This window comes from Pseudomaricurvus albidus (assembly GCF_018863235.1).
GTDB lineage: Bacteria > Pseudomonadota > Gammaproteobacteria > Pseudomonadales > Cellvibrionaceae > Pseudomaricurvus > Pseudomaricurvus albidus.
Genome location: NZ_JAHKRS010000007.1, coordinates 1 through 23,092, shown reverse-complemented (window position 1 = coordinate 23,092; position 23,092 = coordinate 1). Strand labels below are relative to the sequence as shown.

The 23,092-nt window shown below is 52.4% G+C and carries 22 protein-coding genes, 2 tRNA genes and 1 rRNA gene; 4 read left to right on the top strand and 21 right to left on the bottom strand.

Annotated elements, in window-relative coordinates:
* Window positions 1-49: 49 nt before the first annotated feature.
* Complete coding sequence (locus KOI40_RS12200; RefSeq protein WP_216097807.1) at window positions 50-1,081, bottom strand: succinylglutamate desuccinylase/aspartoacylase family protein; 1,032 nt, start codon at window positions 1,079-1,081, stop codon at window positions 50-52.
* A gap of 5 nt (window positions 1,082-1,086) precedes the next feature.
* Entirely contained in the window at window positions 1,087-1,992 is a 906-nt protein-coding gene (gene rimK, locus KOI40_RS12195; RefSeq protein ID WP_216097806.1) for a 30S ribosomal protein S6--L-glutamate ligase, read from the bottom strand.
* Window positions 1,993-2,319: 327 nt separating this feature from the next.
* On the opposite strand from rimK, the gene KOI40_RS12190 reads away from it, so the two are divergent.
* Window positions 2,320-3,162, top strand: a complete 843-nt coding sequence (locus KOI40_RS12190) for a LysR family transcriptional regulator (RefSeq protein ID WP_216097805.1) — start codon at window positions 2,320-2,322, stop codon at window positions 3,160-3,162.
* A gap of 10 nt (window positions 3,163-3,172) precedes the next feature.
* On the opposite strand, the gene KOI40_RS12185 is transcribed toward KOI40_RS12190, so the two are convergent.
* The 3 genes from KOI40_RS12185 to KOI40_RS12175 form a co-directional block, all read right to left on the bottom strand.
* Window positions 3,173-3,433 (bottom strand): PA3496 family putative envelope integrity protein, encoded by a 261-nt coding sequence (locus KOI40_RS12185; RefSeq protein ID WP_216097804.1) that lies wholly within the window; start codon window positions 3,431-3,433, stop codon window positions 3,173-3,175.
* A gap of 181 nt (window positions 3,434-3,614) precedes the next feature.
* On the bottom strand, window positions 3,615-3,977 hold the full coding sequence (locus KOI40_RS12180; protein WP_216097803.1) for a DUF2750 domain-containing protein: 363 nt from the start codon (window positions 3,975-3,977) through the stop codon (window positions 3,615-3,617).
* 188 nt (window positions 3,978-4,165) lie between these two features.
* Window positions 4,166-4,879, bottom strand: a complete 714-nt coding sequence (locus tag KOI40_RS12175; protein WP_216097802.1) for an OmpA family protein — start codon at window positions 4,877-4,879, stop codon at window positions 4,166-4,168.
* 249 nt (window positions 4,880-5,128) lie between these two features.
* Here KOI40_RS12175 and purU point away from each other — a divergent pair, with 249 nt between their 5' ends.
* Window positions 5,129-5,989 carry a formyltetrahydrofolate deformylase gene (gene purU / locus KOI40_RS12170; protein ID WP_216097801.1) on the top strand — a complete coding sequence of 287 codons (861 nt, stop codon included), beginning with the start codon at window positions 5,129-5,131 and terminating at the stop codon, window positions 5,987-5,989.
* A gap of 102 nt (window positions 5,990-6,091) precedes the next feature.
* Here the strand turns inward: purU and pnp are convergent, their stop codons facing one another.
* The 7 genes from pnp to rimP all read right to left on the bottom strand — a co-directional run bounded on the left by pnp (window position 6,092) and on the right by rimP (window position 15,274).
* Complete coding sequence (gene pnp / locus KOI40_RS12165) at window positions 6,092-8,242, bottom strand: polyribonucleotide nucleotidyltransferase (RefSeq protein ID WP_216097800.1); 2,151 nt, start codon at window positions 8,240-8,242, stop codon at window positions 6,092-6,094.
* 396 nt (window positions 8,243-8,638) lie between these two features.
* Complete coding sequence (rpsO, locus tag KOI40_RS12160) at window positions 8,639-8,908, bottom strand: 30S ribosomal protein S15 (protein WP_216097799.1); 270 nt, start codon at window positions 8,906-8,908, stop codon at window positions 8,639-8,641.
* Between the two features lie 155 nt (window positions 8,909-9,063).
* Complete coding sequence (truB, locus tag KOI40_RS12155) at window positions 9,064-10,011, bottom strand: tRNA pseudouridine(55) synthase TruB (RefSeq protein WP_216097798.1); 948 nt, start codon at window positions 10,009-10,011, stop codon at window positions 9,064-9,066.
* Window positions 10,012-10,014: 3 nt separating this feature from the next.
* Window positions 10,015-10,440 (bottom strand): 30S ribosome-binding factor RbfA, encoded by a 426-nt coding sequence (gene rbfA / locus KOI40_RS12150; protein ID WP_216097797.1) that lies wholly within the window; start codon window positions 10,438-10,440, stop codon window positions 10,015-10,017.
* Window positions 10,441-10,551: 111 nt separating this feature from the next.
* Complete coding sequence (infB, locus tag KOI40_RS12145; protein ID WP_216097796.1) at window positions 10,552-13,257, bottom strand: translation initiation factor IF-2; 2,706 nt, start codon at window positions 13,255-13,257, stop codon at window positions 10,552-10,554.
* A gap of 21 nt (window positions 13,258-13,278) precedes the next feature.
* Window positions 13,279-14,784: a transcription termination factor NusA gene (gene nusA / locus KOI40_RS12140; protein WP_216097795.1), complete on the bottom strand. Its 1,506-nt coding sequence runs from the start codon at window positions 14,782-14,784 to the stop codon at window positions 13,279-13,281.
* Window positions 14,785-14,818: 34 nt separating this feature from the next.
* Window positions 14,819-15,274: a ribosome maturation factor RimP gene (gene rimP / locus KOI40_RS12135; protein WP_216097794.1), complete on the bottom strand. Its 456-nt coding sequence runs from the start codon at window positions 15,272-15,274 to the stop codon at window positions 14,819-14,821.
* A gap of 38 nt (window positions 15,275-15,312) precedes the next feature.
* Here rimP and KOI40_RS12130 point away from each other — a divergent pair, with 38 nt between their 5' ends.
* Complete coding sequence (locus tag KOI40_RS12130; RefSeq protein WP_216097793.1) at window positions 15,313-15,453, top strand: hypothetical protein; 141 nt, start codon at window positions 15,313-15,315, stop codon at window positions 15,451-15,453.
* Between the two features lie 43 nt (window positions 15,454-15,496).
* Here KOI40_RS12130 and KOI40_RS12125 read toward each other — a convergent pair.
* The 8 genes from KOI40_RS12125 to rlmE all read right to left on the bottom strand — a co-directional run bounded on the left by KOI40_RS12125 (window position 15,497) and on the right by rlmE (window position 22,389).
* Window positions 15,497-15,573: transfer RNA gene (locus KOI40_RS12125), tRNA-Met, on the bottom strand.
* Between the two features lie 313 nt (window positions 15,574-15,886).
* Window positions 15,887-15,971, bottom strand: a tRNA-Leu gene (locus KOI40_RS12120).
* Window positions 15,972-15,987: 16 nt separating this feature from the next.
* Window positions 15,988-16,422 carry a preprotein translocase subunit SecG gene (gene secG / locus KOI40_RS12115; RefSeq protein ID WP_216097792.1) on the bottom strand — a complete coding sequence of 145 codons (435 nt, stop codon included), beginning with the start codon at window positions 16,420-16,422 and terminating at the stop codon, window positions 15,988-15,990.
* A gap of 11 nt (window positions 16,423-16,433) precedes the next feature.
* A complete protein-coding gene (gene tpiA / locus KOI40_RS12110; protein ID WP_216097791.1) occupies window positions 16,434-17,174 on the bottom strand; it encodes a triose-phosphate isomerase in 741 nt (246 codons plus the stop codon).
* Between the two features lie 164 nt (window positions 17,175-17,338).
* Window positions 17,339-18,676, bottom strand: a complete 1,338-nt coding sequence (gene glmM / locus KOI40_RS12105) for a phosphoglucosamine mutase (RefSeq protein WP_216097790.1) — start codon at window positions 18,674-18,676, stop codon at window positions 17,339-17,341.
* A 33-nt stretch (window positions 18,677-18,709) separates the two neighbouring features.
* Window positions 18,710-19,558 carry a dihydropteroate synthase gene (gene folP / locus KOI40_RS12100; protein ID WP_216097789.1) on the bottom strand — a complete coding sequence of 283 codons (849 nt, stop codon included), beginning with the start codon at window positions 19,556-19,558 and terminating at the stop codon, window positions 18,710-18,712.
* A 96-nt stretch (window positions 19,559-19,654) separates the two neighbouring features.
* Window positions 19,655-21,571: an ATP-dependent zinc metalloprotease FtsH gene (ftsH, locus tag KOI40_RS12095; protein ID WP_304504222.1), complete on the bottom strand. Its 1,917-nt coding sequence runs from the start codon at window positions 21,569-21,571 to the stop codon at window positions 19,655-19,657.
* Window positions 21,572-21,768: 197 nt separating this feature from the next.
* Window positions 21,769-22,389 carry a 23S rRNA (uridine(2552)-2'-O)-methyltransferase RlmE gene (gene rlmE / locus KOI40_RS12090; RefSeq protein ID WP_216097787.1) on the bottom strand — a complete coding sequence of 207 codons (621 nt, stop codon included), beginning with the start codon at window positions 22,387-22,389 and terminating at the stop codon, window positions 21,769-21,771.
* A 91-nt stretch (window positions 22,390-22,480) separates the two neighbouring features.
* Between rlmE and yhbY the strand changes: the two genes are divergently transcribed.
* Entirely contained in the window at window positions 22,481-22,780 is a 300-nt protein-coding gene (gene yhbY / locus KOI40_RS12085; protein ID WP_216097786.1) for a ribosome assembly RNA-binding protein YhbY, read from the top strand.
* A gap of 227 nt (window positions 22,781-23,007) precedes the next feature.
* Here the strand turns inward: yhbY and rrf are convergent.
* Window positions 23,008-23,092: ribosomal RNA gene (gene rrf, locus KOI40_RS12080) — 5S ribosomal RNA — on the bottom strand; the annotation flags it as partial.

Below are 23,092 nucleotides of genomic sequence, written 5' to 3'. Positions count from 1 at the left end.
GAGCAACCAAACACCGCAGGCGCACATGCCTCTCAGCAGGAGTGACTGGTCACCCAATGTCACCGGACTCCGGCAACAAACTGTCCTGCATATTTTCAATACGCTCTGCGATCATCTCGCCATCTTCTGAAAAATAAGCAATGTGGAACATGGCATCGCCCTCCTGAACCAGCGGAATGTTTTGCTGGCCAATAATAATACCGGAACGAATAGCGATCACTTCCCCCATTACATCACCAAACGGACTGCCAATTTCAGCCAGTACATCTCCCTTTTGCACTGCATCGCCCAACCTCTTTTTATTCAACACAATACCGCTGCAAGAGGCCCGGACCCAGGCACTGTTGTTCGCTTCATAGGGACGCAACACTTTTTTGGAACGGCCACCAGAACGCTTGCGTATCATTTCCAGATGGGACAACACATTCATGACGCCTTTCACACCGGCCCTGATAGACAGCTCATCAAACCGCAGCGCCTCACCCGCTTCATACAACAAAATCCGCACACCGGACTCCAGCGCCGATTGACGCAGGGATCCATCACGAAGATTGGAATTCAGCAGCACCGGCACACCAAATACGTCCGCCAAACCCCGTGTCACCTCGTCATTCAGATCGGCGCGAATCTGCGGCAAGTTGGAGCGATGGATGGCTCCCGTGTGCAGATCAATCCCATAGTCACAGTGATTGACAATTTCAGTCAAAAACTTGTCTGCAACCCGCCCAGCCAAAGACCCCTGGGCAGACCCAGGAAAGGTGCGATTCAAGTCTCGCCGATCCGGCATATAGCGGCTTTGATTCAGTACACCATAGACATTCACCATAGGCACCAGAATCAGAGTGCCTCGGGTCAACTTCAGGGCCTTCAACTTGATCAGGCGACGTATAATTTCGATTCCATTCAATTCATCACCATGCACTGCAGCGGACACAAACACGGTTGGCCCATCCTTCTTTGCGCGCATCACCTGAATCGGCATGGATATATCGGTGTCCGTATAGAGTTTGGCAACCGGCATTTCAATTTGAACCCAGGTGCCCGGCTTGATTTCCGTACCGCCAATAACCAGTTTTTCCATGAACTCTAACCTTTACCTTTTGTTCTTGTATTATTGGGCTTGGCCTGTTTTTCAATAAAGCTGTAAATCAATGCGGCCACGTCTTTGTTGGTCGCGGTTTCAATGCCTTCCAATCCAGGGGATGAATTCACCTCCATCACAACAGGACCGTTATTAGACTGAAGAATATCAACACCACACACATTCAGTCCCATCACTTTTGCCGCATTCACCGCAGTTGCCCGCTCTTCCTTTGACAGTTTAACCAGCGTTGCCGACCCGCCACGATGCAGATTGGAACGAAACTCGCCCTCAGCCCCCTGGCGCTTCATTGCTGCAACCACCTTGCCACCGACCACAAAGCAACGGATGTCTGCACCACCGGCTTCTTTAATAAACTCCTGAACCAGAATGTTGGCTTTCAATCCCATGAACGCTTCGATGATACTTTCCGCGTTTTTATTGGTATCCGCCAGCACCACACCAATGCCCTGCGTGCCTTCCAACAATTTGATCACCAAAGGTGCACCGCCAACATTTTTGATCAAATCTTTGATGTTATCCGGTCTATTCGCAAAACCGGTACGAGGCAAGCCAACGCCTTTACGCGACAGCAACTGCAGTGAGCGCAACTTGTCACGAGAGCGACTGATGGCTACGGATTCATTAACCGTAAAAGTACCCATCATTTCAAACTGACGCACAACCGCAGCGCCATAGAATGTAATCGAAGCGCCTATTCTTGGGATCACGGCGTCGTAGTACGGTAGCTCTTCACCCAGATAGCGGACTGCCGGCCGGCTTTGAGTAATATCCATATAGCAGTGCAAGGTATCAATAATGTCTACCTGGTGACCGCGCTCCTCACCGGCCTCTTTTAATCGACGGGTAGAATACAAATTGGGGTTTCTGGACAGTACTGCCACTCTCATTATTTTCTCCTCTTTAAATTAAAATCTGTTCAGTATCAGGCTTGGACAATATCCTTTTGCAGATCCCCATTGGGCCAGCCGGCATCCTTTTCTGCAACCACCACTAGGACAACTATAGCCGCCTCACAGACAACATCGATCACAATACGCTGAGCTGAACCGGGATAAACAGCCGGAAAAGCCGTGAAACTCGGGTATCTGTTGGCAACATAATGGAACTGCGCTTAATTTCTGTTTCGATGGTCTGTCTTCAGAGATACAATCGTCCCAGTATTTCAGACATTGCCTGGACATGATAGCCAACCACACATTAAGGTCAGTCTCGACATGGATATTGAGTTATTCAAAACCTTCCTTGAGGTCAATAAAACCCGCCATTTCGGCAAGGCCTCCGAGAACCTCTACCTGACCCAGGCAGCCGTCAGTGCCCGTATCAAGCAGCTGGAGGAGTCACTGGGCGTTAATCTCTTTATTCGGGCGAGAAATAACATCCAACTGACCCCCGAAGGTGAACGCCTGCTGCCTCACGCAGAGACCATGCTCACGGCCTGGGCTCGTGCCCGTCAGGAAGTCGCCTTGAAGCAAGAACAGAAACGTCAACTGAGTGTTGGAACCACCGCAGGACTTTGGCGATTTTTGCTACAGGGCAAGCTCGCCCGGATACAACAGCAGGAACCGGAACTGGCCCTCAGGGCGGAAGCTCATTCAACTCAGGAACTGATCAGACTGTTGCAGGAAGGAATTATTGATGTGGCACTGCTGTTTGAGCCAGCGGAACTCACGGATTTTACCGCCACCCCAATGGGGAAACTGACCTTACAGCTGGTTTCTACAAACTCAGGAATCACCACCAAAGACGCCTTGCAGACTAATTACGTGTACGTGGACTGGGGAACCGCCTTCGGCCTGTTTCACGATAAAAAGTTTGCCGACGCTCCCTCTCCGGCACTGCATACCAATATGGCCAGCATTGCCGAATCGTTTATTCTGCGGCAGGGAGGTTCGGCCTACCTGCCGCAGACCATACTCACCGGACAAGCTGCGGATTTACTCTACTCGGTAAGCGACAGCCCACATTTTTCAAGAGACATCTATGCGGTATACCGCACAGGCACTGAAAAATCCCAGCCCCTCGCGGGGGTTCTGGGATTACTGACGCTGGAATCATAGAACTCTGTTATCAGCCTCGATACTCGTGACCGCGGGCAGGACGTTCGTAAAAAACTTCCTCCGGGTAGTCATCGAGATCCAGATCGTCCAGGTACATGCCCAACTGCTCAGACATGCGACGACGCTCCAGCTTATCTTCCATTCTGCGGCGAATTTCCGTCTGACGGCGATTCTTTTCTCGTTTTTCGTACTGGGTTTCACGAAATTCGCACTCAAAGTCACCATCGGATTCAAACAGATCATCATCAAGGCTACTGCGAGTTTTTGACACCTTCTTCACTCCACTTTGGGGTTGTTGTGAAGCGGAATATGCAACTCGCACCAGCGCTTGTACATCAAAATAAGTTTGTAATCACGATTACCATTAGTTATGCAAACGTCGTGGCCTCAACCTCTGATCGTGGAACTCCTGTGACCCCACATTGGCAGACCAGAGCGCGTCGATGTGTCGATCAGCCCATTTCACTGTCGAATTCTTCCGCCAGATCCAGGGGTTCCATTTCGATACCATCCAGCTCTTCGGTCCAGTTGACCCCCACCAGAACCACATCGGCGTGCATGCCATCCACCCACTCGTCCAGGAACTCTTCCAGTGCTACCGGTACCGGCTTGTATATAGACCATTCTTCGACACACACAGCCTGAGCAAACTCGGGCTGAGACCAGAACGGCATGACATCGATATCGTCACTGTTTTCCGAGGGGCACAAGGCAAAGCCTTCCGGGCCTTCGAGAGCCCAAACACAGCCGGTCTCCATTGCCTCTACAATAAAGCGATCCAGATTTTCTTCGACGTTATCCGACAGCGGTTCCATTTTTCGATCTCGTGGGGTCAGTTTTGAGGGTAATGCTAAAACCGCAGTATAAATCAAACCGTCAACAATGGCGCTTTAAACACGAAATTCCGTGTATTTTGCCCCGCTTCAGACACCGGGAACTCCAGCTGGCCAAACGTAAAAACCCGGCTGGGTGCCGGGTTCTGGATTCCCAGTGAGTCGGTCTTTTACTGAGTGTTAACGGCATCCGACATCACAAAGGTTTGAGCTTCACCAGCCACCATCACCTCGATGACCACTCTGCGCTCGGCGGCATAAGCCTGCAGATCCCCTCGTTTGGCCTTGGAATTACTGGAGCCGTGACTGTAGGCCTCAATTCGGGCTTCTTTCACACCCGCTTCAATCAGCGCTTCCTTGACGGCTTCAGCCCGATAATACGACAGTACATTGTTGTACTCGTCCGTGCCTCTGGGATCAGCATAGCCATCCAGACGCACTTTCAGTTTTGGATAGTTGTTCAACATACCGGCCAATTCCTTGACCCGCTGCTGCCCATGTTCGGTCAAGGTATCTGATCCCGTACGAAACAGGATCTTCAGATCCATGGCTTCCATCGCCAGCTGTTGTAAATCTTCGCTCTGCTGCTGACTGAACGCCAGCTGCTGATGCAGCCGCTCTACTTCTGCCTGGGCTGTTGCCAATGATTCACTCATATCCGTAACCTCATCCGCTTGTTTTAGCTGGTCACCTACATAGGCACCGCCCAACGCTCCCAACATCATCCCGACGGGGCCACCCAATACTGCTCCCGCTACTGCGGACACGGTAAAGGCAGTTCCCTGCTTGAATTCAGTATAGGGGGTAGTTGGATCGTCGGCACGGGCCAATGTGCCTATTGAAGAAACTGCACACACTACGGTCATTACAATCATTTTTTTCATTGACTTGGTTCCTTGTAGGTATTAATACAATTTTTCTGCGCTTGCGCCCAGAACCGCCTTTGCTTGAGTGTTATTAAACGCTCTGATTAAGGCACCCCAAGGGATGAAAAAAGACAATGCAGCGAAAGATTATGATGAAATATGGCAGCCGTGCTAAGGTAGCGGTCTTGCAGACTGCGCTCGTTAACTACGGCTCAGCCATTAACGACCCGTCTCCCTATTGAACCATCTGATTAAGACTACTTTTCCATGACACAACGCCTGGTTCTCACCTTGAGCTGCCCTGATCGGCACGGCATTGTTGCCGATGTCACGGCTTTTCTGGCTCAACACAACTACAACATTGAAGAATCCTCCCAATTTGAAGACCGCCAGGAGAAGCGCTTTTTTATGCGCACGGAACTGGCGCCGGTCAGTGATAAGGCCACGCCGCTGGATCAACTGAAAGAGATATTCAGCCAGCTCAAAGGCACGGATCAAATGTGTTGGGAACTGAGGGATCTTGGCGTCAAGCCCAAGGTCGTGATCGCGGTCTCCCGCTGGGGGCACTGCCTGAACACCCTGTTACACAAGTGGAAGGCGGGTACCCTGCCGGTGGATATCGTCGCGGTGGTTTCTAACCATAACGACATGCGGGATCTGGTGGAATGGTATAACGTGCCCTACCACCACCTTCCGGTGACACCCGACACCAAAGCGGCTCAGGAAGCCCAGATACTGAAAGTGATCAGCGATACCGATGCTGACCTGCTGATCCTGGCGCGCTACATGCAAATTCTGTCGAATGACATGTGTGAGAAACTCTCGGGACGAGCCATCAACATTCACCACTCGTTCCTGCCCGGCTTCAAAGGCGCCAAGCCCTATCATCAGGCCTATGACCGCGGCGTGAAGCTGATTGGAGCCACAGCCCACTTTGTCACCTCAGACCTGGATGAGGGGCCTATCATCGAGCAGGAAGTGGAACGTGTCTCGCACAACAATACCCCGGAAGAACTGGTAGAGATCGGCCACGACATCGAAAGTGTTGTCCTGTTTCGCGCCGTGCGCTGGCATGCCGAACAGAGAGTCCTGTTAAACGGACATCGCACGGTGGTTTTCCGTCGATAAGCCCTCTTCTAAGCCAGTCTTTTAAATTAACTCAGAATGTCTGCCTAAACGGCAGGCACAAAAAAGCCCGCATAAAGCGGGCTTTTTCTATCCTGCGGAGAATTACTTCTCAGCTGAATCGTCGGCCGGGGCCTCAGCAGGTGCTTCTGCAGGGGCCTCTTCCGCAGGCGCTTCATCGCGAAGAGCCTCTTTGATGGACAGCTTGATGCGACCGCGCTGATCCACATCCAGACACTTCACACGCACCATCTGACCTTCACTCAGGTAGTCAGTGACGCTGTTCACACGCTCTTCAGCGATTTGTGAAATGTGGACCAGACCATCTTTGCCGGGCAGGAAGTTAACGAATGCACCGAAGTCCACAATGCGAACCACTTTACCTTCGTAGATCTCACCGATCTCAGCTTCTGCAGTGATTTCACCGATGCGATCCAGAGCCGCTTGCAGCGATTCAGTGCTTTCACCGTAAATCTTCACAGTGCCATCGTCATCAATGTCTACAGACGCGCCAGTCTCTTCAGTAATGGAACGAATAGTGGCGCCGCCTTTACCGATGATGTCACGGATCTTGTCAGGATGAACCTTGATGGTTTCAAACTGAGGAGCAGTCGAAGCCACGCCATCGCGAGACTTGTCGATCACTTTGTTCATCTCGGCGAGGATGTGCAGACGAGCCTGCAGCGCCTGTGCCAGAGCAATTTCCATGATCTCTTCGGTGATACCTTCGATTTTGATATCCATCTGCAGGGCAGTGATGCCGTCGGCAGTACCGGCTACTTTAAAGTCCATGTCACCCAGGTGGTCTTCGTCACCCAGGATATCGGTCAGAACTGCGAAGCCGTTGTCTTCTTTCACCAGACCCATGGCAATACCGGCTACAGGTGCTTTCAGAGGTACACCAGCGTCCATCAGAGCCAGTGAAGAACCACATACAGAAGCCATGGAGGATGAACCGTTGGATTCAGTAATCTCACTCACCACACGGATGGAGTAAGGGAATTCCTCTTCTTTTGGCAGAACAGCCGCTACACCGCGACGGGCCAGACGACCGTGACCAATCTCACGACGACCGGTACCACCCATACGACCCGCTTCACCTACAGAGTAAGGAGGGAAGTTGTAGTGCAGCATGAACGGATCGCGACGAGAACCTTCCAGTGCATCGATCATCTGTGCATCACGGGCAGAACCCAGAGTGGCAACAACGATGGCCTGAGTTTCACCACGGGTAAACAGAGCAGAACCGTGAGTCTTTGGCAAGGTTCCAACTTCAACCTGGATCGGACGTACGGTTTTGGTATCGCGACCATCAATACGCGGCTCGCCGGCAACCACGCTCTGACGAACGGTCTGCTTCTCCAGCTTGCTGAATACGCCTTTCACGTCATCACTGCTAACGGTGTCGCTGGACAATTGTTCAACGGCCGCATCGCGCAACTCACCCAGACGGGTGTAACGCTGCATTTTGTCAGTGATTTTGTAGGCTTCTTTAATTTGTGCACCGAAAGCTTCGGCTACCGCCGCTTTAAGCTCGGTCTTCTCTGGCTCAGGAGTCCACTCCCAGGCTGGCTTACCGGCGTCTTTGGCCAGCTCATTCACTGCCTGAACAACCGCTTGCAGCTCCTGGTGAGCATAGAGTACAGCGCCCAGCATGATGTCTTCCGGCAGCTCGCTGGCTTCGGATTCAACCATCAGGACAGCGTCCTGGGTACCGGCAACCACCATGTCCAGCTCAGACTCGGCCAGAACATCGTAACCCGGGTTCAACAGGTAACCGTCTTGCTGAGTGTAACCAACACGGGCAGCACCGATTGGGCCGTTGAATGGAATACCGGAAATCGCCAGAGCGGCAGAAGTACCGATCATGGCAGCAATATCCGGATCGACGTTCTTGTCGGCGGACATTACGGTACAAACTACCTGAACTTCGTTCATGTAACCGTTAGGAAACAGTGGACGAATTGGACGGTCGATCAGACGGGAAGTCAGAGTTTCTTTTTCGCTCGGACGGCCTTCACGCTTGAAGAAGCCACCGGGAATTTTACCCGCAGCGTAGGCTTTTTCGATGTAATGCACAGACAGGGGGAAGAAATCCTGACCTTCTTTTGCACTTTTGGCACCTACTACAGTAGTCAGTACTTGAGTATCGCCGATGGTAACCATCACAGCACCGGTAGCCTGACGCGCTATGCGGCCAGTCTCCAGAGTGACGGTATCGCTTCCGTATTGAAAGGTTTTAATGACGGGATTCACGACATTTTCCTTATGTTTTCTTAACTTACGTTTACTTTCTATGTGTTTTTTCGTTCAAACTTTCTTGGCCTAAACCCTGATCCGAAACCGATGCTGACTATTCGTCAGACTGAGGCCCATCCGGAGTTTAGTGCACTGTGTTGCCGCCAATCCGATGCTTCGCCCTTTAACAGAGTGACCAGCAATGATGGTCACCGGTATCAACATCGATATCTACGCATTAACACAGTTTCAACAGGGCTGGTTCGTATCGAAACAAGCTGTTTATCAGCGAGCCAGGCACCTAGAGAATTCTGCCCAGTAGTTGCAGGAACCGATCGGCCCAAAAGCCCATCTGACCGGCAAATACTGTTGGAAAAATAAAAAAGTGCCCGCATCAGCGGGCACTTCTGTCACTTAGCGACGCAGACCCAGTTTCTGGATCAGAGCAGCATAGCGATTAACGTCCTTACCCTTCAGGTAGTCCAGCAGCTTACGACGCTGGTTTACCATGCGGATCAGGCCGCGGCGTGAGTGGTGATCCTGCTTGTGATCAGCGAAGTGACCTTGCAGCTTGTTGATGTTGAAAGTCAACAAAGCTACTTGTACTTCAGGAGATCCGGTATCACCTTCGGCTTGTTGAAAGTCTTTTACGATTTCAGCTTTTTGCGCAGCACTCAGTGCCATAGTCTTTTCCTCATAATAATATGCCTATAAAAGAATCCAGCCAGGCCCGTGCATATTTACAGACCGGCTAGCTATCAACCCAAAAACACTGATAAACAGCGTCTATGGACTAATTCTGGGTGGTAACCAGAACCTCCGAGACGACGCAATCGCCATCAGTCCGCGGCAGGCTGAACCACCAAACGCTTTGGTGCCACACGACCTTCGTCGTCCAGGACACCAATGCCTAAAAAATCACCATTTTCGGCGAAGACGCGCACCATATCACCTTCGTCGCCAATACGATAGACCTGAGGGTCCATCACGGGGTTTCCAAGGCGAAAGTAGTAGGCAGATGTGTCTTCAAGCGCCATTGACGGCAGCTCCTGTACCGGGGCATCGGTGGGCAGCAGATGATGATCCAGCAGCTCTGCCAGCCCCTCACCACGCTCTTCACGCAACTCATCCAGAGAGACTGTCGCCGACTCCTCAAACGGGCCAGATTCTGAGCGGTGAAGCACCGCCACATGGGCACCACACCCGAGGGCTTTGCCCAAATCTTCAGCGATGGAGCGAATGTAAGTACCCTTGCTGCAACGGATATCCAGATCCACCTCGGCCTGCTCACCGGCGCGGAAATCCAGAAGCTCGATGCTGTAGATGGTCACAGGCCTGGCGGGACGTTCGATTTCGATCCCCTGACGGGCCAGCTTATACAGGGGCTCACCATTGTGCTTGAGTGCCGAATACATTGGCGGCACCTGCTCGATATCACCCTTAAAGACTTCCAGCTCCTGGAGAATCTGCTCGCGGGTGATGTGCGCGGCACTCACCTGCTCCAGCAACTCACCATCCACGTCTCCGGTGGTGGTAAAAGCTCCCAACCGGTAGGTGGTGCGGTAGCGTTTGTCTGCATCCAGCAAAAATTGGGAGAATTTGGTGGCTTCACCGAAACACAGCGGCAAGACACCGGTCGCCAGGGGATCCAGGCTGCCGGTATGACCCGCTTTGGCCACGTAAAACAAGCGCTTGGCCTGTTGCAAGGCATCATTGGAGGTCATGCCAGAGGGCTTATTCAACAACAGCACGCCGCTGACGGGGCGGCCTTTTCTTCTGCGACCCAAGGTTTACTCTCCGGAGTCGTCGTCTGACGCTCTGTGATTCTCTTGAGAGTCATCCTGACCTTTTGTGCTCTGATCCTGTCGGACAGCCTTGTCGATCAGTTGTGACAAGTGCTGCCCCTGAACAGAGGTCTTGTCATAAATAAACTGCAGGCGGGGCGTGGTGCGGATATCCAGCTCTTTCGCCAGCTGGGAACGCAGGAAACCACTGGCCTTGTTCAGCGCTTCAGCAGCTTCCAGGCAGGCTTCTTCCGTATCCTTGCCCACAAACGTGACGTAGACACGCGCAAAAGACAGATCGCGACTGACCACAACATCGTTGATGTTGACCATTCCAATGCGCGGATCACGAACCTCCACCTGAATCAGCTGAGCCAGAATACGCTGGACGGCGTCTCCGAGACGGTCAGTACGCTTAAATTCTCTTGCCATACAATCTGCTTTTACCTTGGCGACATGCGCCTAAATCAACCTTACACAGTGCAGAAAAGCGAGGCGCCCCAGGACGACTCGCTTATCCGAAAATCAGAAGCGACGCGACTCTTACAACTCGCGAGCAACCTCTTTGACATCAAAGACTTCGATTTGATCGCCGACTTTTACGTCATAGTCTTTAACACCGATACCACACTCGACACCGTTGCGGACTTCGTTCACATCGTCTTTGAAACGACGCAGTGATTCCAGTTCGCCTTCGTAGATTACGACGTTGTCGCGCAGTACGCGGATAGGCTTGCTGCGATACACAGTACCTTCAACAACCATACAGCCTGCAACCTGACCAAACTTCGGTGAACGGAACACTTCACGCACATCGGCAATACCGACAATCTCTTCTACGCGTTCTGGATCCAGCATACCCGCCAGAGCGTCTTTCACTTCATCCAGCAGCTGATAAATGATGCTGTAGTAGCGAATCTCAACAGACTCGGCCTCGGCCAGCTTACGGGCAGAGCCATCAGCACGAACGTTAAAGCCAATGACGATCGCACCGGAAGACAGCGCCAGGTTGACGTCGTTTTCGGTGATGCCACCGACACCGGATACGATCACGTTGACCTGAACTTCTTCGTTACCGATATCCATCAATGCAGATTGAATCGCTTCCAGAGAACCACGCACATCGGTCTTCAGTACGATTGGCAGAATCTTCTGCTCGTTGGCGCCCATGTTGGCGAACATGTTTTCCAGCTTGGCCGCCTGCTGACGCTCCTGACGTTGCTGACGTGCACGGTCGGCACGGTGCTCAGCCACTTCACGAGCCTTACGCTCGTTTGGCGCTACAACAAATTCGTCACCGGCATCCGGCGCTGCATCCAGACCCAGAATCTCTACCGGAGTGGAAGGGCCAGCCTCGGCAATCTGCTTGCCCAGCTCATTGGTCATGGCACGAACACGACCATAACTTTGACCGGCCAGAATGATATCGCCTTTCTTCAGCTCACCCGCCTGAACCAGAACCGTGGCAACCACACCGCGGCCTTTATCCATACGGGACTCAATCACAACCCCGCGAGCAGGAACACCCACAGGTGCTTCCAGTTCCAGCAGTTCGGCTTGCAGAGACACTGCTTCCAGCAGCTCATCAATACCTTCGCCAGTGTGGGCCGACACATTCACAAACTGAACATCGCCACCCCAATCTTCAGGGATAACATCTTTCGCGGCCAGCTCGTTCTTCACACGATCGGGATCAGCCGATTCTTTATCACATTTGTTGACCGCAACCACCAGAGGAACACCGGCTGCACGAGCGTGCTGAACGGCTTCTTCGGTCTGAGGCATAACGCCATCATCGGCGGCAACAACCAGAATTACAACATCGGTACACTGAGCACCGCGGGCACGCATGGAGGTGAATGCGGCGTGTCCAGGAGTATCCAGGAAAGCAATTTCGCCCTTGTCAGTTTTCACCCGGTAAGCACCGATGTGCTGGGTAATACCGCCGGCTTCTCCGCTGACCACTTTGGTGTTACGGATGTAGTCCAGCAGAGAAGTTTTACCGTGGTCAACGTGACCCATGACAGTCACTACCGGAGCACGGGACTTCATTTCACCTTCACTCACGATGGACTCTTCCAGTGCTTCTTCTTTCTCGTTACCGGTAACCAGAACCGGGTTGTGACCCAACTCTTCCACCAGTAACTGAGACGTCTCCTGATCCAGCACCTGATTGATGGTTGCCATAATGCCCATCTTCATCAGGGTTTTGACCACTTCACCGCCCTTGACGTTCATACGCTGGGCGAGATCAGAGACGGTTATGCTTTCGGGAACGGGGACATCATGCACAATTTTTCCTGTCGGCCGTTTAAAACCGTGTTTGTTGGTCAATTTAATGGAAGGACGAGAACCTTTGCGGCGTCTTCCGCCGCCTTCTGTTTCTTCCTCGTCCAACTCACTCAACAGAGCAACTTTGTTTGTTTTCTTCGGCCCAACGCCTTTGATTGCTTTAGCGGCTTTCTTACGCGGCAATTCTTCAACATCGTCTGCAGCGACATGCTTTTCTTTCTTCTTGCCGTGTTTGCCTTTTTCTTCTTCCTGCTGTGCTTTCAAGGCATTTGCTTCAGCCTCGGCACGCATTTCAGCTTCGCTCAATTCAGGCTTGGCCGTGTCAGCTTTCGCCTTGGACTCAGCCTTCTTACGCTTGGCCTGACGCTCTTCTTCCTCGGCCTTGCGGCGAGCTGTCATAGCGGCAATGCGTTTCTCTTCGGCATCGTCTACCAGGCTACTTGGAGTCGTCTTGGGTGCTTCGGCAACAGGTTCTGGCTCAGGGGTTTCAGTAACCTCTTCGACCGCAGCGGCTTTCTCTTCGGCTACTTCAGCCACTGGTGCAGTGACTTCTTCTGCAGGCACTTCTACAACTTCAGGCTTGGCGACCGCTTCCGGCTCTTCAGGAGCTTCCACTTTCGGCGCTTCGGTCTTAGGAGCTTCTGCTACGACTTCTTCAGCATCACGCTTGACGTAAGTGCGTTTTTTGCGCACTTCAACGTTTACGGTTTTACGTCCACTGCCACTGCCGGTTTTCAGCGTGGTTGTGGTTTTGCGCTTAAGCGTAATCTTCTTGGGTGCTTCGCTGGATTCGCCGTGGCTGGTCTTCAGAAAGGCCAACAACTTCTGCTTTTCTTCATCGGATACAACGGCATCGACGCTGGTGTGTGCCAAGCCGGCTTCAGCCATCTGCTTAAGCAAACGGTCTTCCGACGTGCCTACCGATTTAGCGAGTTCGCTAACTGTTACTTCTGCCATGATATCTCCCCAATCCTCGTGTTACTCACCAGCCTCGTGTTGCTCTTCAGCAAACCACGGCTCGCGAGCCTTCATAATCAATGCAGCGGCACGCGTCTCGTCGAGACCTTCCACATCCAGCAGATCATCTACAGCTTGTTCAGCCAGATCATCCATTGTGATGATTCCACGACTGGCCAGCAGGAAAGCCAAATGCTTGTCCATGCCTTCCATCGTCAGCAGATCATCTGCGGGCTCTGCATTTTCCAACTGTTCTTCTGAAGCCAGCGCCTGGGTCAACAGTGCGTCTTTAGCACGTGACCGCAACTCCTCGGCAATCTCTTCATCAAAACCATCAATACCCAACATCTCTTCGAGGGGTACGTAAGCAATTTCTTCCAGAGAGGTGAAACCTTCGTCCACCAGCACTCCGGCAACGTCTTCATCGATGTCGAGAGCATCCATAAAGACTTCCATGTAGCTGCCAGACTCTTCTTCCTGCTTGGCCTGCCAGTCCTCAACGCTCATCACGTTGATTTCCCACTGGGTCAGCTCACTGGCCAAACGAACGTTCTGACCACTGCGGCCAATCGCCTGAGCCAGATTGTCTTCGTCGACTGCCACATCCATGGAACCGGCATCTTCATCAACCACAATGGATTCGATTTCGGCAGGGGCCATCGCATTGATCACAAACTGGGCCACGTTGTGATCCCAGAGAATGATATCGATACGCTCACCGCCCAACTCGTTGGAAACCGCCTGAACGCGAGAGCCACGCATGCCGACACAGGCACCAACCGGATCGATACGACCGTCGTTGGTGTAAACCGCAATCTTGGCGCGCGATCCAGGATCACGGGCAGCGGCTTTCAACTCAATTACCTGCTCGGAAATTTCCGGTACTTCGATCTTGAACAATTCGATCAGCATTTCCGGGCAGGAGCGACTCAGGTACAACTGAGGACCGCGCAATTCAGTGCGCACATCCAGCAGCAAGGCACGAACGCGATCCCCCATACGGAAGACCTCGCGGCCAACCAGCTGATCGCGAGGCAGCAAGCCCTCGGCGTTGTTGCCCATATCCACTATGATACTGTCACGAGTGACTTTCTTAACGGTACCACTGATGAGCTCACCTACTCGGTCGCGGTACTGCTCTACAATCTGTTGACGCTCGGCTTCACGAACCTTCTGCACAATAACCTGCTTGGCGGTCTGGGCAGCAATACGGCCAAACTCAACGTTCTCGACCACTTCTTCGTAAATGTCGCCAACTTTCAGATTTTCGTCTTTTTCACGCGCTTCTTCGGTGGTGAACTGAGTTCCCAGCAGAGCCAGCGTCTCGTCGTCAACAACTTCCCAGCGACGGGTAGTTACATAGTCACCGGTTTTGCGATCGATCACGACTTCGATATCAGCATCTTCGTCGTAGCGTTTTTTTGTCGCAGCGGCCAAAGCCAACTCGATAGCTTCAAAAATGATGCCTTTATCAACACCTTTTTCGTTTGATACCGCATCCGCAACCAGCAATATTTCTTTACTCATGAGTATGCCTCGTTTACCTGCACCAGGTGCATCCCTAAAAACGGGGAATAATGTTAGCTTTTTCGATCATTTCGATGGGCAGCATATACTCATGCTCGTCCACCACCACCAGCACGTCGTCACCATCGACGCCGCGCAATAAACCACTGAACTTTCTACGACCTTCAAACGCGGAGCGCAACTTAATCGCTACCTGCTCACCGGCATAGCGTGTGAAATGCTCCAGAGTGTACAGAGGCCTGTCCATTCCCGGAGAAGAAACCTCCAGGGTGTACTCGCCGGCAATCGGGTCTTCAACATCCATAACGCTGCTGACCTGACGACTGACCTTTTCACACTCCTCCAGACCAATACCGTCTGGATGCTCAATGTAGAGCCGCAAAGTACTGTGCCGCCCCTGAGAGAAATATTCCAGCCCCCACAACTCACAGCCCATGGATTCAACCACCGGCGTCAGCAGCTCGGTTAACTGGTCATGCTTGGATGCCATAAAACTCAACCACTTGTGAACAAAGGTAGAAACAAAAAATGGGCTCGAAGCCCATCAACAACATTCCTGAACAACAGGCCAGCTGCCAGATCATCCACAACCACTGGCGTGCCTTTCGACCTGACCCTGAAAGCCAGATACGAAAAAGCCCCTTAAAAGGGGCTTTCCTGCTGCGCTAATTGTAGCGCATGAGTCCGGCTATGAACACCAAACCCTTGAATTTGGTAGCGGGGGCAGGATTTGAACCTACGACCTTCGGGTTATGAGCCCGACGAGCTACCAGACTGCTCCACCCCGCATCAACAACTTGTTTAGGCCTGTTTCCCTAACCAAGGCCGCGCATTATAGGGACGACATCTGGGCTGGTCAACAGGTATTTGCTTTTATTTTTCAATAAGTTGGAAATAATGGAAAAAAGACCCTCGCGCCAAAGACTTCGCCGGAGGAATGCCGGACAAAAAGCAACCAGCACGCAAACAACCTCCCACCCCCGACAACTCAAACCACCAGCAAGCCCCCTTCAAGAGCCCCACGGGAAGCTCATGCCCCCACCTGAAAACAGGCCAACACTGACATAAAAAAAGGCCTGACACTTGTCAGACCTTTTTAAAATGGTGCCCAGGGCGGGACTTGAACCCGCACGACCGAAGTCACTACCCCCTCAAGATAGCGTGTCTACCAATTCCACCACCTGGGCAAATTTTTTCTCAATACTACGGGTTAGAAACACCCTCTTCCTGCTCTGCCGGCAACTCTGATGCAGAAGCATCTTCGCCACCAAATTCAGGCACATCAGCCGCCGGAGAATCACTTGCCGGAGCATTCACCTCAGGCACATCGGTATTCATCTCAACAGCAGCAGGAATATCCGCCGCCTCTTCAACGACAGGAATACCATCAACCAAACCGGAGGTCGCCTGCTGCTTGGCAACTACAGCCAAACCAAAGCTGGTCACAAAAAACACAGTGGCCAATAACGCAGTGGCGCGTGTAAAGAAGTTTCCGCCACCCGCGCTGCCAAAGACAGTTTGCGATGCACCGGCACCGAATGAAGCACCCGCCTCAGCGCCCTTACCCTGTTGCAATAAAATCAGGGCAATGATCGACAACGCTGTCAGCACATGCACCACTAAAATGATTTTTTCCATCATCTCGCCTTTTATTCTGCCGCCTGGCAGATACTGTAAAAATCGTCACTATTGAGAGAGGCTCCGCCAACCAGAGCTCCGTCAATATCATTCTGAGAGAATAACTCTTCAGCATTGGCCGGCTTGACACTGCCGCCATATAAAATTCTGACACCCGCACCAATGGAACCCAGCTGCTCCCGAATGTACGCGTGAACCTCCTGAGCCTGCTCAGGGGTAGCGGTCAGGCCAGTTCCTATAGCCCAGACAGGCTCATAGGCAACAACGGCCGAGGCAACTGCGTTGCGACCTGCGAGATCAACAACGGCTTTTAGCTGCTCACCCACAACCACCAGCGTCTCATCGGCCTCTCTTTGAGCCAGAGTTTCCCCCACACACAAGACCGGGGTCAAATTATGACGCTGCGCAGCGACAAATTTCTTCGCAACCAAAGCATCGGTTTCACCATGGTATTCGCGACGCTCTGAGTGACCAACCAATGCATACTGACACCCGATATCGGCCAGCATGCCTCCGGACACCTCACCAGTGTATGCACCCTCATCGGCTGCACTCACATCCTGAGCACCAATACCCACGTTGCTTTGGGCCAGCAGCTCAGCAGCCTGGGGCAGATAAACAGCAGGAGGGCACACAGCCACTTCTGCCTGATGTACACCTTTCCACCGGGCTAAAAACGATTGAAGCCTCTCGCTGTTACTCGCGAGACTTCCGTTCATCTTCCAGTTAGCTACCACCAGTGGTCGTCGCATCAATCCTATTCCATCAAGCTATACGCTGACTGCCTCTCGGCAAAACGGGCGCAAATGTTAGCGGATAAGTCTATAAGATACAACGCTTTATCCGTCATTCGCAGGGCACATCCAAAACTTTTTTTACAGTTTTTAAGACTGCCCGGCTTTTTTGATGCCCTATTCTATGACAGAGCCTTTTTTACGACGTCAGCCAACTCTTCGGACAGCCGGGCAACCAGAGGCGGCTCTTCGCCTTCCACCATGACCCGAACCACCGGCTCGGTGCCAGAAGGTCGTAACAGCACCCGACCGCGACCGGCCAACTCAGCCTCGGCAGCCTGTACCGCACTGTCGATTACCTCATTGCCTTTCAGGGTCACCTTGCCACTGGTTCGCACATTAATCATATGCTGGGGCAATTTGCGCATTCCCTGCTTCAACTCATTCAATGTTGCACCATCTTCCGACAGGGCCAACAACACCTGTAACGCAGCAACAATACCATCACCCGTTGTGGTGACATCGCCGCACACAATATGACCGGAGTTCTCTCCTCCCAGAACCCAACCGCGCTGATGCATCTGCTCCAGCACATAACGGTCACCCACATTTGCCCGAACAAAAGGAATATCCAGCTTTTGCAAGGCCAACTCAAAACCAAAGTTGCTCATCAGGGTTCCTACAACGCCTTGGCAACCAGCTCCGGAGCGCTTGCGATAAGAGGCGATGAGATACAGGATTTCATCCCCATCCACCAACTCACCCTTGTGATCCACAAACACCAGACGATCACCATCACCGTCAAAGGCAATACCCAAATCCGCACCGGACTCCAGCACCCGCGCCTGTAAACGCCCCGGTTTGGTAGAACCACATTCATGGTTAATGTTCTCACCGTCGGGCTCTGCGGCAATAACCTCAACATTGGCCCCCAACTCCTGAAACACATTCGGAGCGATGTGATAGGTGGCACCATTGGCGCAGTCGAGCACAATTTTCAAACCAGAAAGACTGAATCCCCATGGCAAAGTGCCTTTACAAAATTCAATATAACGACCGGCAGCATCATCAATACGCTTGGCCTTGCCCAATCGCTCCGCCGTGACCATAGGCTTATCAAGTTCTGCTTCAATCTCCAGCTCGATGTCATCCGGAAGCTTGGTACCCTTACCACTGAAAAACTTGATGCCATTATCATAATACGGGTTGTGTGAAGCACTGATCACAATCCCTGCCTGTGCCTGAAAGGTACGCGTCAGATAGGCGATAGCGGGAGTCGGCATAGGCCCCAACAGCCCCACATCGATTCCGGCATTAATCAACCCGGCCTGTAATGCAGACTCAAACATATAGCCGGAAATACGGGTATCCTTGCCCATTAAAATACGCTTCCTGCCCTCGTAATGACGACCCAGTACCCGGCCTGCGGCCCAACCCAGGCGCAAAACAAAGTCCGGCGTAATGGCGCCCTCACCCACACGGCCACGAATACCGTCTGTACCAAAATATTTACGCGCCACGTGTCTTTCGCTCCTTAACCATTAGTCTTTTCCTCACTCTGCGGCTGCCACAGCCTGCCAGAACTTCAGCACATCCACTGTTTCTTCCACATCGTGGACGCGCAGGATTTTAGCACCACTCTGAGCCGCCAGCAGGGACGCCGACACACTTCCAGCCAAACGCTCATCAACCTTGCGGTTGAGAACATGACCTATCACTGACTTGCGGGACAACCCTGCCAGCACGGGGTAACCAGCAGCCACTATTTCCGGCAGCCTCCTGATCAATTGCAGATTGTGCTCTGGAGTCTTGCCAAACCCATATCCGGGGTCAAACAGAATCTGGTCTTTCGGGATGCCAGCCGCTTGCAACTCATCAGATCGCGTCAACAGGAAATCCATCACCTCATCCACCACCGACTCATAAGCCGGTTTATTTTGCATGGTTTGAGGGTCACCCTGCATATGCATGATGCAAACCGGCAGTCCTGAAGATACCGCCGCCAACAAAGCCCCTTCACGGTGAAAAGAGCGAACATCATTCAGCAATCCCGCTCCTGCTTCTGCGGATGCCGTCATGACTTCAGGAGAACTGGTATCCACCGAAATGACCACATCGAACTCTCGAGCAATGGCTTCTACCACAGGAATAACCCGCTGCAATTCCTCATCCACCACTACTGGCGTCGCTCCAGGACGAGTGGATTCTCCACCGACATCCAGAATCTGCGCCCCGGCCCTGATCATTTGTTCCGCACGGGCCAAAACGGCATCAATATTCACCCGCCCCTGTTGCAACAATTGTCCGCCATCGGAGAACGAATCCGGGGTGGCATTCAAAATACCCATCACAACGGGTTCTGAGAGATCCAGAATGCGATCGCCGCAAGTCAGTACCGTCATTGTTTACCTTACATTGTTAACCTGGCCGAATTCGAATAAGAATCAGCCATAAAAAAACGGGGCCCAGAAAACTGGGCCCCGTTTTCAAACTTCACGTTAGTGGTGTTTGGCCGGGCCACCGATAGGACTGGAAGTCTTGGTTTCATCCTTTTCAGAACCACCAAGATCATCGTCTTTCACATGGCCATTGAAGTCACCGTCGTGCCAATCCCGAGGCGGACGAACTTTCTTGCGAGCCATCAAATCATCCACTTGCTCCGCATCGATGGTTTCATACTCCATCAACGCGTCTTTCATGGCCTCAAGAATGTCTCGATTCTCATTCAAAAGTTTTTCAGCCGTGCTGTAGCACTGGTCAACGATACGACGCACTTCTTCGTCAATCGTCTTGGACGTCGCGCCCGAATAGTTGGGCGCACCACCGGTACCGGGCATGCCCCCCTCATCCTCACCGTAGTGAAGAGGCCCCAGTTTTTCAGACAACCCCCATTTGGTCACCATACTGCGAGCCAAACTGGTAGCGCGTTCAATATCGTTTTGCGCACCCGTTGTGACCCCCTCAAAACCCAGGGTCATTTCTTCGGCTATGCGTCCGCCGAACAACGTGCACAACTGGGATTCAATTGCGCGCTTGCTGAGGCTGTACTTGTCATCTTCAGGCAAAAACTGCGTCACACCCAATGCTCGGCCACGCGGGATAATGGTGACCTTGTGAACCGGATCGTGCTCAGGTACCAAGCGGCCAACGATCGCATGTCCAGCCTCGTGGTAGGCAGTATTTTCCTTTTCTTTCTCGCTCATCACCATCGACTTGCGCTCAGCGCCCATCATGATCTTGTCGCGAGCCTTTTCAAACTCTTCCATGGTAACCAGGCGTTTGTTGGAGCGAGCGGCGAAGAGGGCCGCCTCATTCACCAGGTTAGCCAGATCGGCACCGGAAAAGCCTGGAGTCCCACGGGCAATGATTGAAGCCTGGACCTTGTCATCCAGAGGCACTTTGCGCATATGAACCTTCAGGATTTGCTCACGGCCGCGAATGTCCGGTAAACCAACAAACACCTGGCGGTCAAAACGGCCTGGGCGCAATAGCGCTTTATCCAGCACATCAGGGCGGTTGGTTGCGGCGATGACGATAATACCTTCATTGCCTTCAAAACCATCCATCTCAACCAACAACTGGTTAAGAGTCTGCTCACGCTCGTCATGACCACCACCGTGACCGCCCCCACGATGACGTCCGACCGCATCGATCTCATCAATGAAGATAATACAGGGAGACTGTTTCTTGGCCTGATCAAACATGTCACGGACACGGGAAGCACCCACACCCACAAACATTTCCACAAAATCCGAGCCTGAAATTGAGAAAAACGGCACTTTCGCTTCACCGGCGATGGCTTTTGCCAGCAATGTTTTACCGGTACCGGGAGGGCCTGCCATCAATACGCCACGGGGAATCTGACCGCCGAGACGTTGAAATTTGGAAGGATCACGCAGAAACTCAACCAGCTCCTGCACATCTTCTTTGGCTTCATCCACACCCGCCACATCGGCAAAGGTGGTCTTAATCTGGTCTTCGCCCAAAAGACGAGCCTTGCTCTTGCCAAAGCTCATTGGGCCGCCTTTACCGCCGGCACCGCCCTGCATTTGGCGCATAAAGAACATAAACACCACAATAATCAGCAGGATTGGAAAGCTGGCCACCAACAGCTGCTGCCACAGGCTCGGCTGCTCCGGCTTACGCCCCTTAACTTCCACATTGTGATTCAGCAGGTCATCCATCAGCTTGTCATCAGCAATCTGTGGGCGAATCGCTTCAAAACGGGAGTTGTCGTTTCTAACGCCAATAATCGTCAAGCCATCGACAGTGACTTCTCGCACCTGATCGGCCTGGACCTCTTTAACAAACTCGCTATAGGTCAAGGGCTCTTGGGATGCCTTGGGGTTGAAGTTCTGGAAAACCGCCAGCAGAACCGCAGCGATTACTAACCACAATACTAGGTTTTTCACCATATCGTTCAAAAAGACATCCTCATTTCAGCAATTGATCCGGGGTACCCACACTATTTAGCTGGAGTATCCCCATGAGCTGGCGCATGCATCACCTGTTTTCTCAGCACCCATGCTAACAGCTTATAGACTACAGTATAGCGCCACCGACGCCATATCGGTGTGCCACACAATTCAGCGGCACGTAAATATTCGTTAATTCAGCCCTTAAACCCTTTGGCCACGACATAAACCTCCCTGGACCGAGCCCTGGAAGCACCGGGTTTGCGAATAACGACTGACTTGAAGGATTGTTTTGCATCCTTCACATAGGCATCAAATCCCTCTCCCTGGAAGACCTTGGCCACAAACACCCCGTCTTTCTTCAGGGTTTCCCGTGCCATATCCAGCGCTAACTCAACCAAATACATGGCGCGCGGCTGATCCACATCGGCCATACCACTCATATTGGGGGCCATGTCGGATATTACAAGGTCTGCCTTTCCCGGGCCCATAGCTTCAAGAATCTGTTCAAAGACCTCATTTTCCGTGAAATCACCCCGAACAAACTCCACGCCTGCCAGCGAGTCCATAGGCAGGATATCTGACGCAATGACCCTGCCGTCATCCCCTACATGCCTTGCAGCCACCTGGCACCAGCCTCCTGGGGCAGCGCCAAGATCCACCACCGTCATTCCCTTGCGAAACAGCTTGTCCTTTTCATCCAACTCAACCAGCTTGTAACTGGCTCTCGAACGGTAACCATCCTGCTGGGACTGTTTTACGTATTGGTCATTAAAATGCTCTTTAAGCCAGCCTTTACTTGTTTTTGACCTTGCCATACCACCAAGTGCCCAATCTTGAGTTACAATATGCGTTTGCTGCCCGGCATTGCCGATGCAGCCAGTAAACCGTTTATAGATGAGACATTGTATGCCTTTAAGCCCTGACCGTAAAAAACAATATCGCTCTTTGGGCCATAGCCTGAACCCCGTGGTCACCGTAGCCGGCAATGGCTTAAGCGATAACGTCATTGAAGAACTTAATCGGGCCCTGGATGATCACGAGCTGATCAAAGTCAAACTGGTTATTGCTGACCGGGATCTGCGCAAGCAGGTCATTGCCGAGATGGCCAAGAAAACGAGAGCGGAAATCATACAGGAGATTGGTAAGGTCGCGCTGATATTCCGCGAAGCCAAGAAGCCCAATCTGAAGCTTTCCAACATCCGGTAAACCTCTCTCCTTTGCGCCCTCCAAAAAGCAAGCTACGGCTTGCTTTTTTAATGCCTCCCGATTTCTTGACTTACAGGCCGCTACTAATCCAAGGCTTTCGCCCAGGGGAAGAAAAGCCCCCAACAGCGCATCTCAGGGCCTTGCACTGGCGGCTCACAATCCACTCACGCTTGTTACACGCATAAAAAAACCCCTGACCGTTACCGATCAGGGGTTTTAGATTTAAAGGCTGACGATGACCTACTCTCACATGGGGAAGCCCCACACTACCATCGGCGATACTTCGTTTCACTTCTGAGTTCGGGATGGGAT

What these genes read in the sequence shown, in the direction of transcription:
- KOI40_RS12200 (WP_216097807.1), bottom strand. Translation starts at nt 1,081, where the DNA reads ATGGAAAAACTGGTTATTGGCGGTACGGAAATCAAGCCGGGCACCTGG.
- rimK (WP_216097806.1), bottom strand. Translation starts at nt 1,992, where the DNA reads ATGAGAGTGGCAGTACTGTCCAGAAACCCCAATTTGTATTCTACCCGT.
- KOI40_RS12190 (WP_216097805.1), top strand. Translation starts at nt 2,320, where the DNA reads ATGGATATTGAGTTATTCAAAACCTTCCTTGAGGTCAATAAAACCCGC.
- KOI40_RS12180 (WP_216097803.1), bottom strand. Translation starts at nt 3,977, where the DNA reads ATGGAACCGCTGTCGGATAACGTCGAAGAAAATCTGGATCGCTTTATT.
- KOI40_RS12175 (WP_216097802.1), bottom strand. Translation starts at nt 4,879, where the DNA reads ATGAAAAAAATGATTGTAATGACCGTAGTGTGTGCAGTTTCTTCAATA.
- purU (WP_216097801.1), top strand. Translation starts at nt 5,129, where the DNA reads ATGACACAACGCCTGGTTCTCACCTTGAGCTGCCCTGATCGGCACGGC.
- rpsO (WP_216097799.1), bottom strand. Translation starts at nt 8,908, where the DNA reads ATGGCACTGAGTGCTGCGCAAAAAGCTGAAATCGTAAAAGACTTTCAA.
- rbfA (WP_216097797.1), bottom strand. Translation starts at nt 10,440, where the DNA reads ATGGCAAGAGAATTTAAGCGTACTGACCGTCTCGGAGACGCCGTCCAG.
- infB (WP_216097796.1), bottom strand. Translation starts at nt 13,257, where the DNA reads ATGGCAGAAGTAACAGTTAGCGAACTCGCTAAATCGGTAGGCACGTCG.
- nusA (WP_216097795.1), bottom strand. Translation starts at nt 14,784, where the DNA reads ATGAGTAAAGAAATATTGCTGGTTGCGGATGCGGTATCAAACGAAAAA.
- rimP (WP_216097794.1), bottom strand. Translation starts at nt 15,274, where the DNA reads ATGGCATCCAAGCATGACCAGTTAACCGAGCTGCTGACGCCGGTGGTT.
- KOI40_RS12130 (WP_216097793.1), top strand. Translation starts at nt 15,313, where the DNA reads ATGGGCTCGAAGCCCATCAACAACATTCCTGAACAACAGGCCAGCTGC.
- secG (WP_216097792.1), bottom strand. Translation starts at nt 16,422, where the DNA reads ATGGAAAAAATCATTTTAGTGGTGCATGTGCTGACAGCGTTGTCGATC.
- tpiA (WP_216097791.1), bottom strand. Translation starts at nt 17,174, where the DNA reads ATGCGACGACCACTGGTGGTAGCTAACTGGAAGATGAACGGAAGTCTC.
- folP (WP_216097789.1), bottom strand. Translation starts at nt 19,558, where the DNA reads ATGACGGTACTGACTTGCGGCGATCGCATTCTGGATCTCTCAGAACCC.
- ftsH (WP_304504222.1), bottom strand. Translation starts at nt 21,571, where the DNA reads ATGGTGAAAAACCTAGTATTGTGGTTAGTAATCGCTGCGGTTCTGCTG.
- rlmE (WP_216097787.1), bottom strand. Translation starts at nt 22,389, where the DNA reads ATGGCAAGGTCAAAAACAAGTAAAGGCTGGCTTAAAGAGCATTTTAAT.
- yhbY (WP_216097786.1), top strand. Translation starts at nt 22,481, where the DNA reads ATGCCTTTAAGCCCTGACCGTAAAAAACAATATCGCTCTTTGGGCCAT.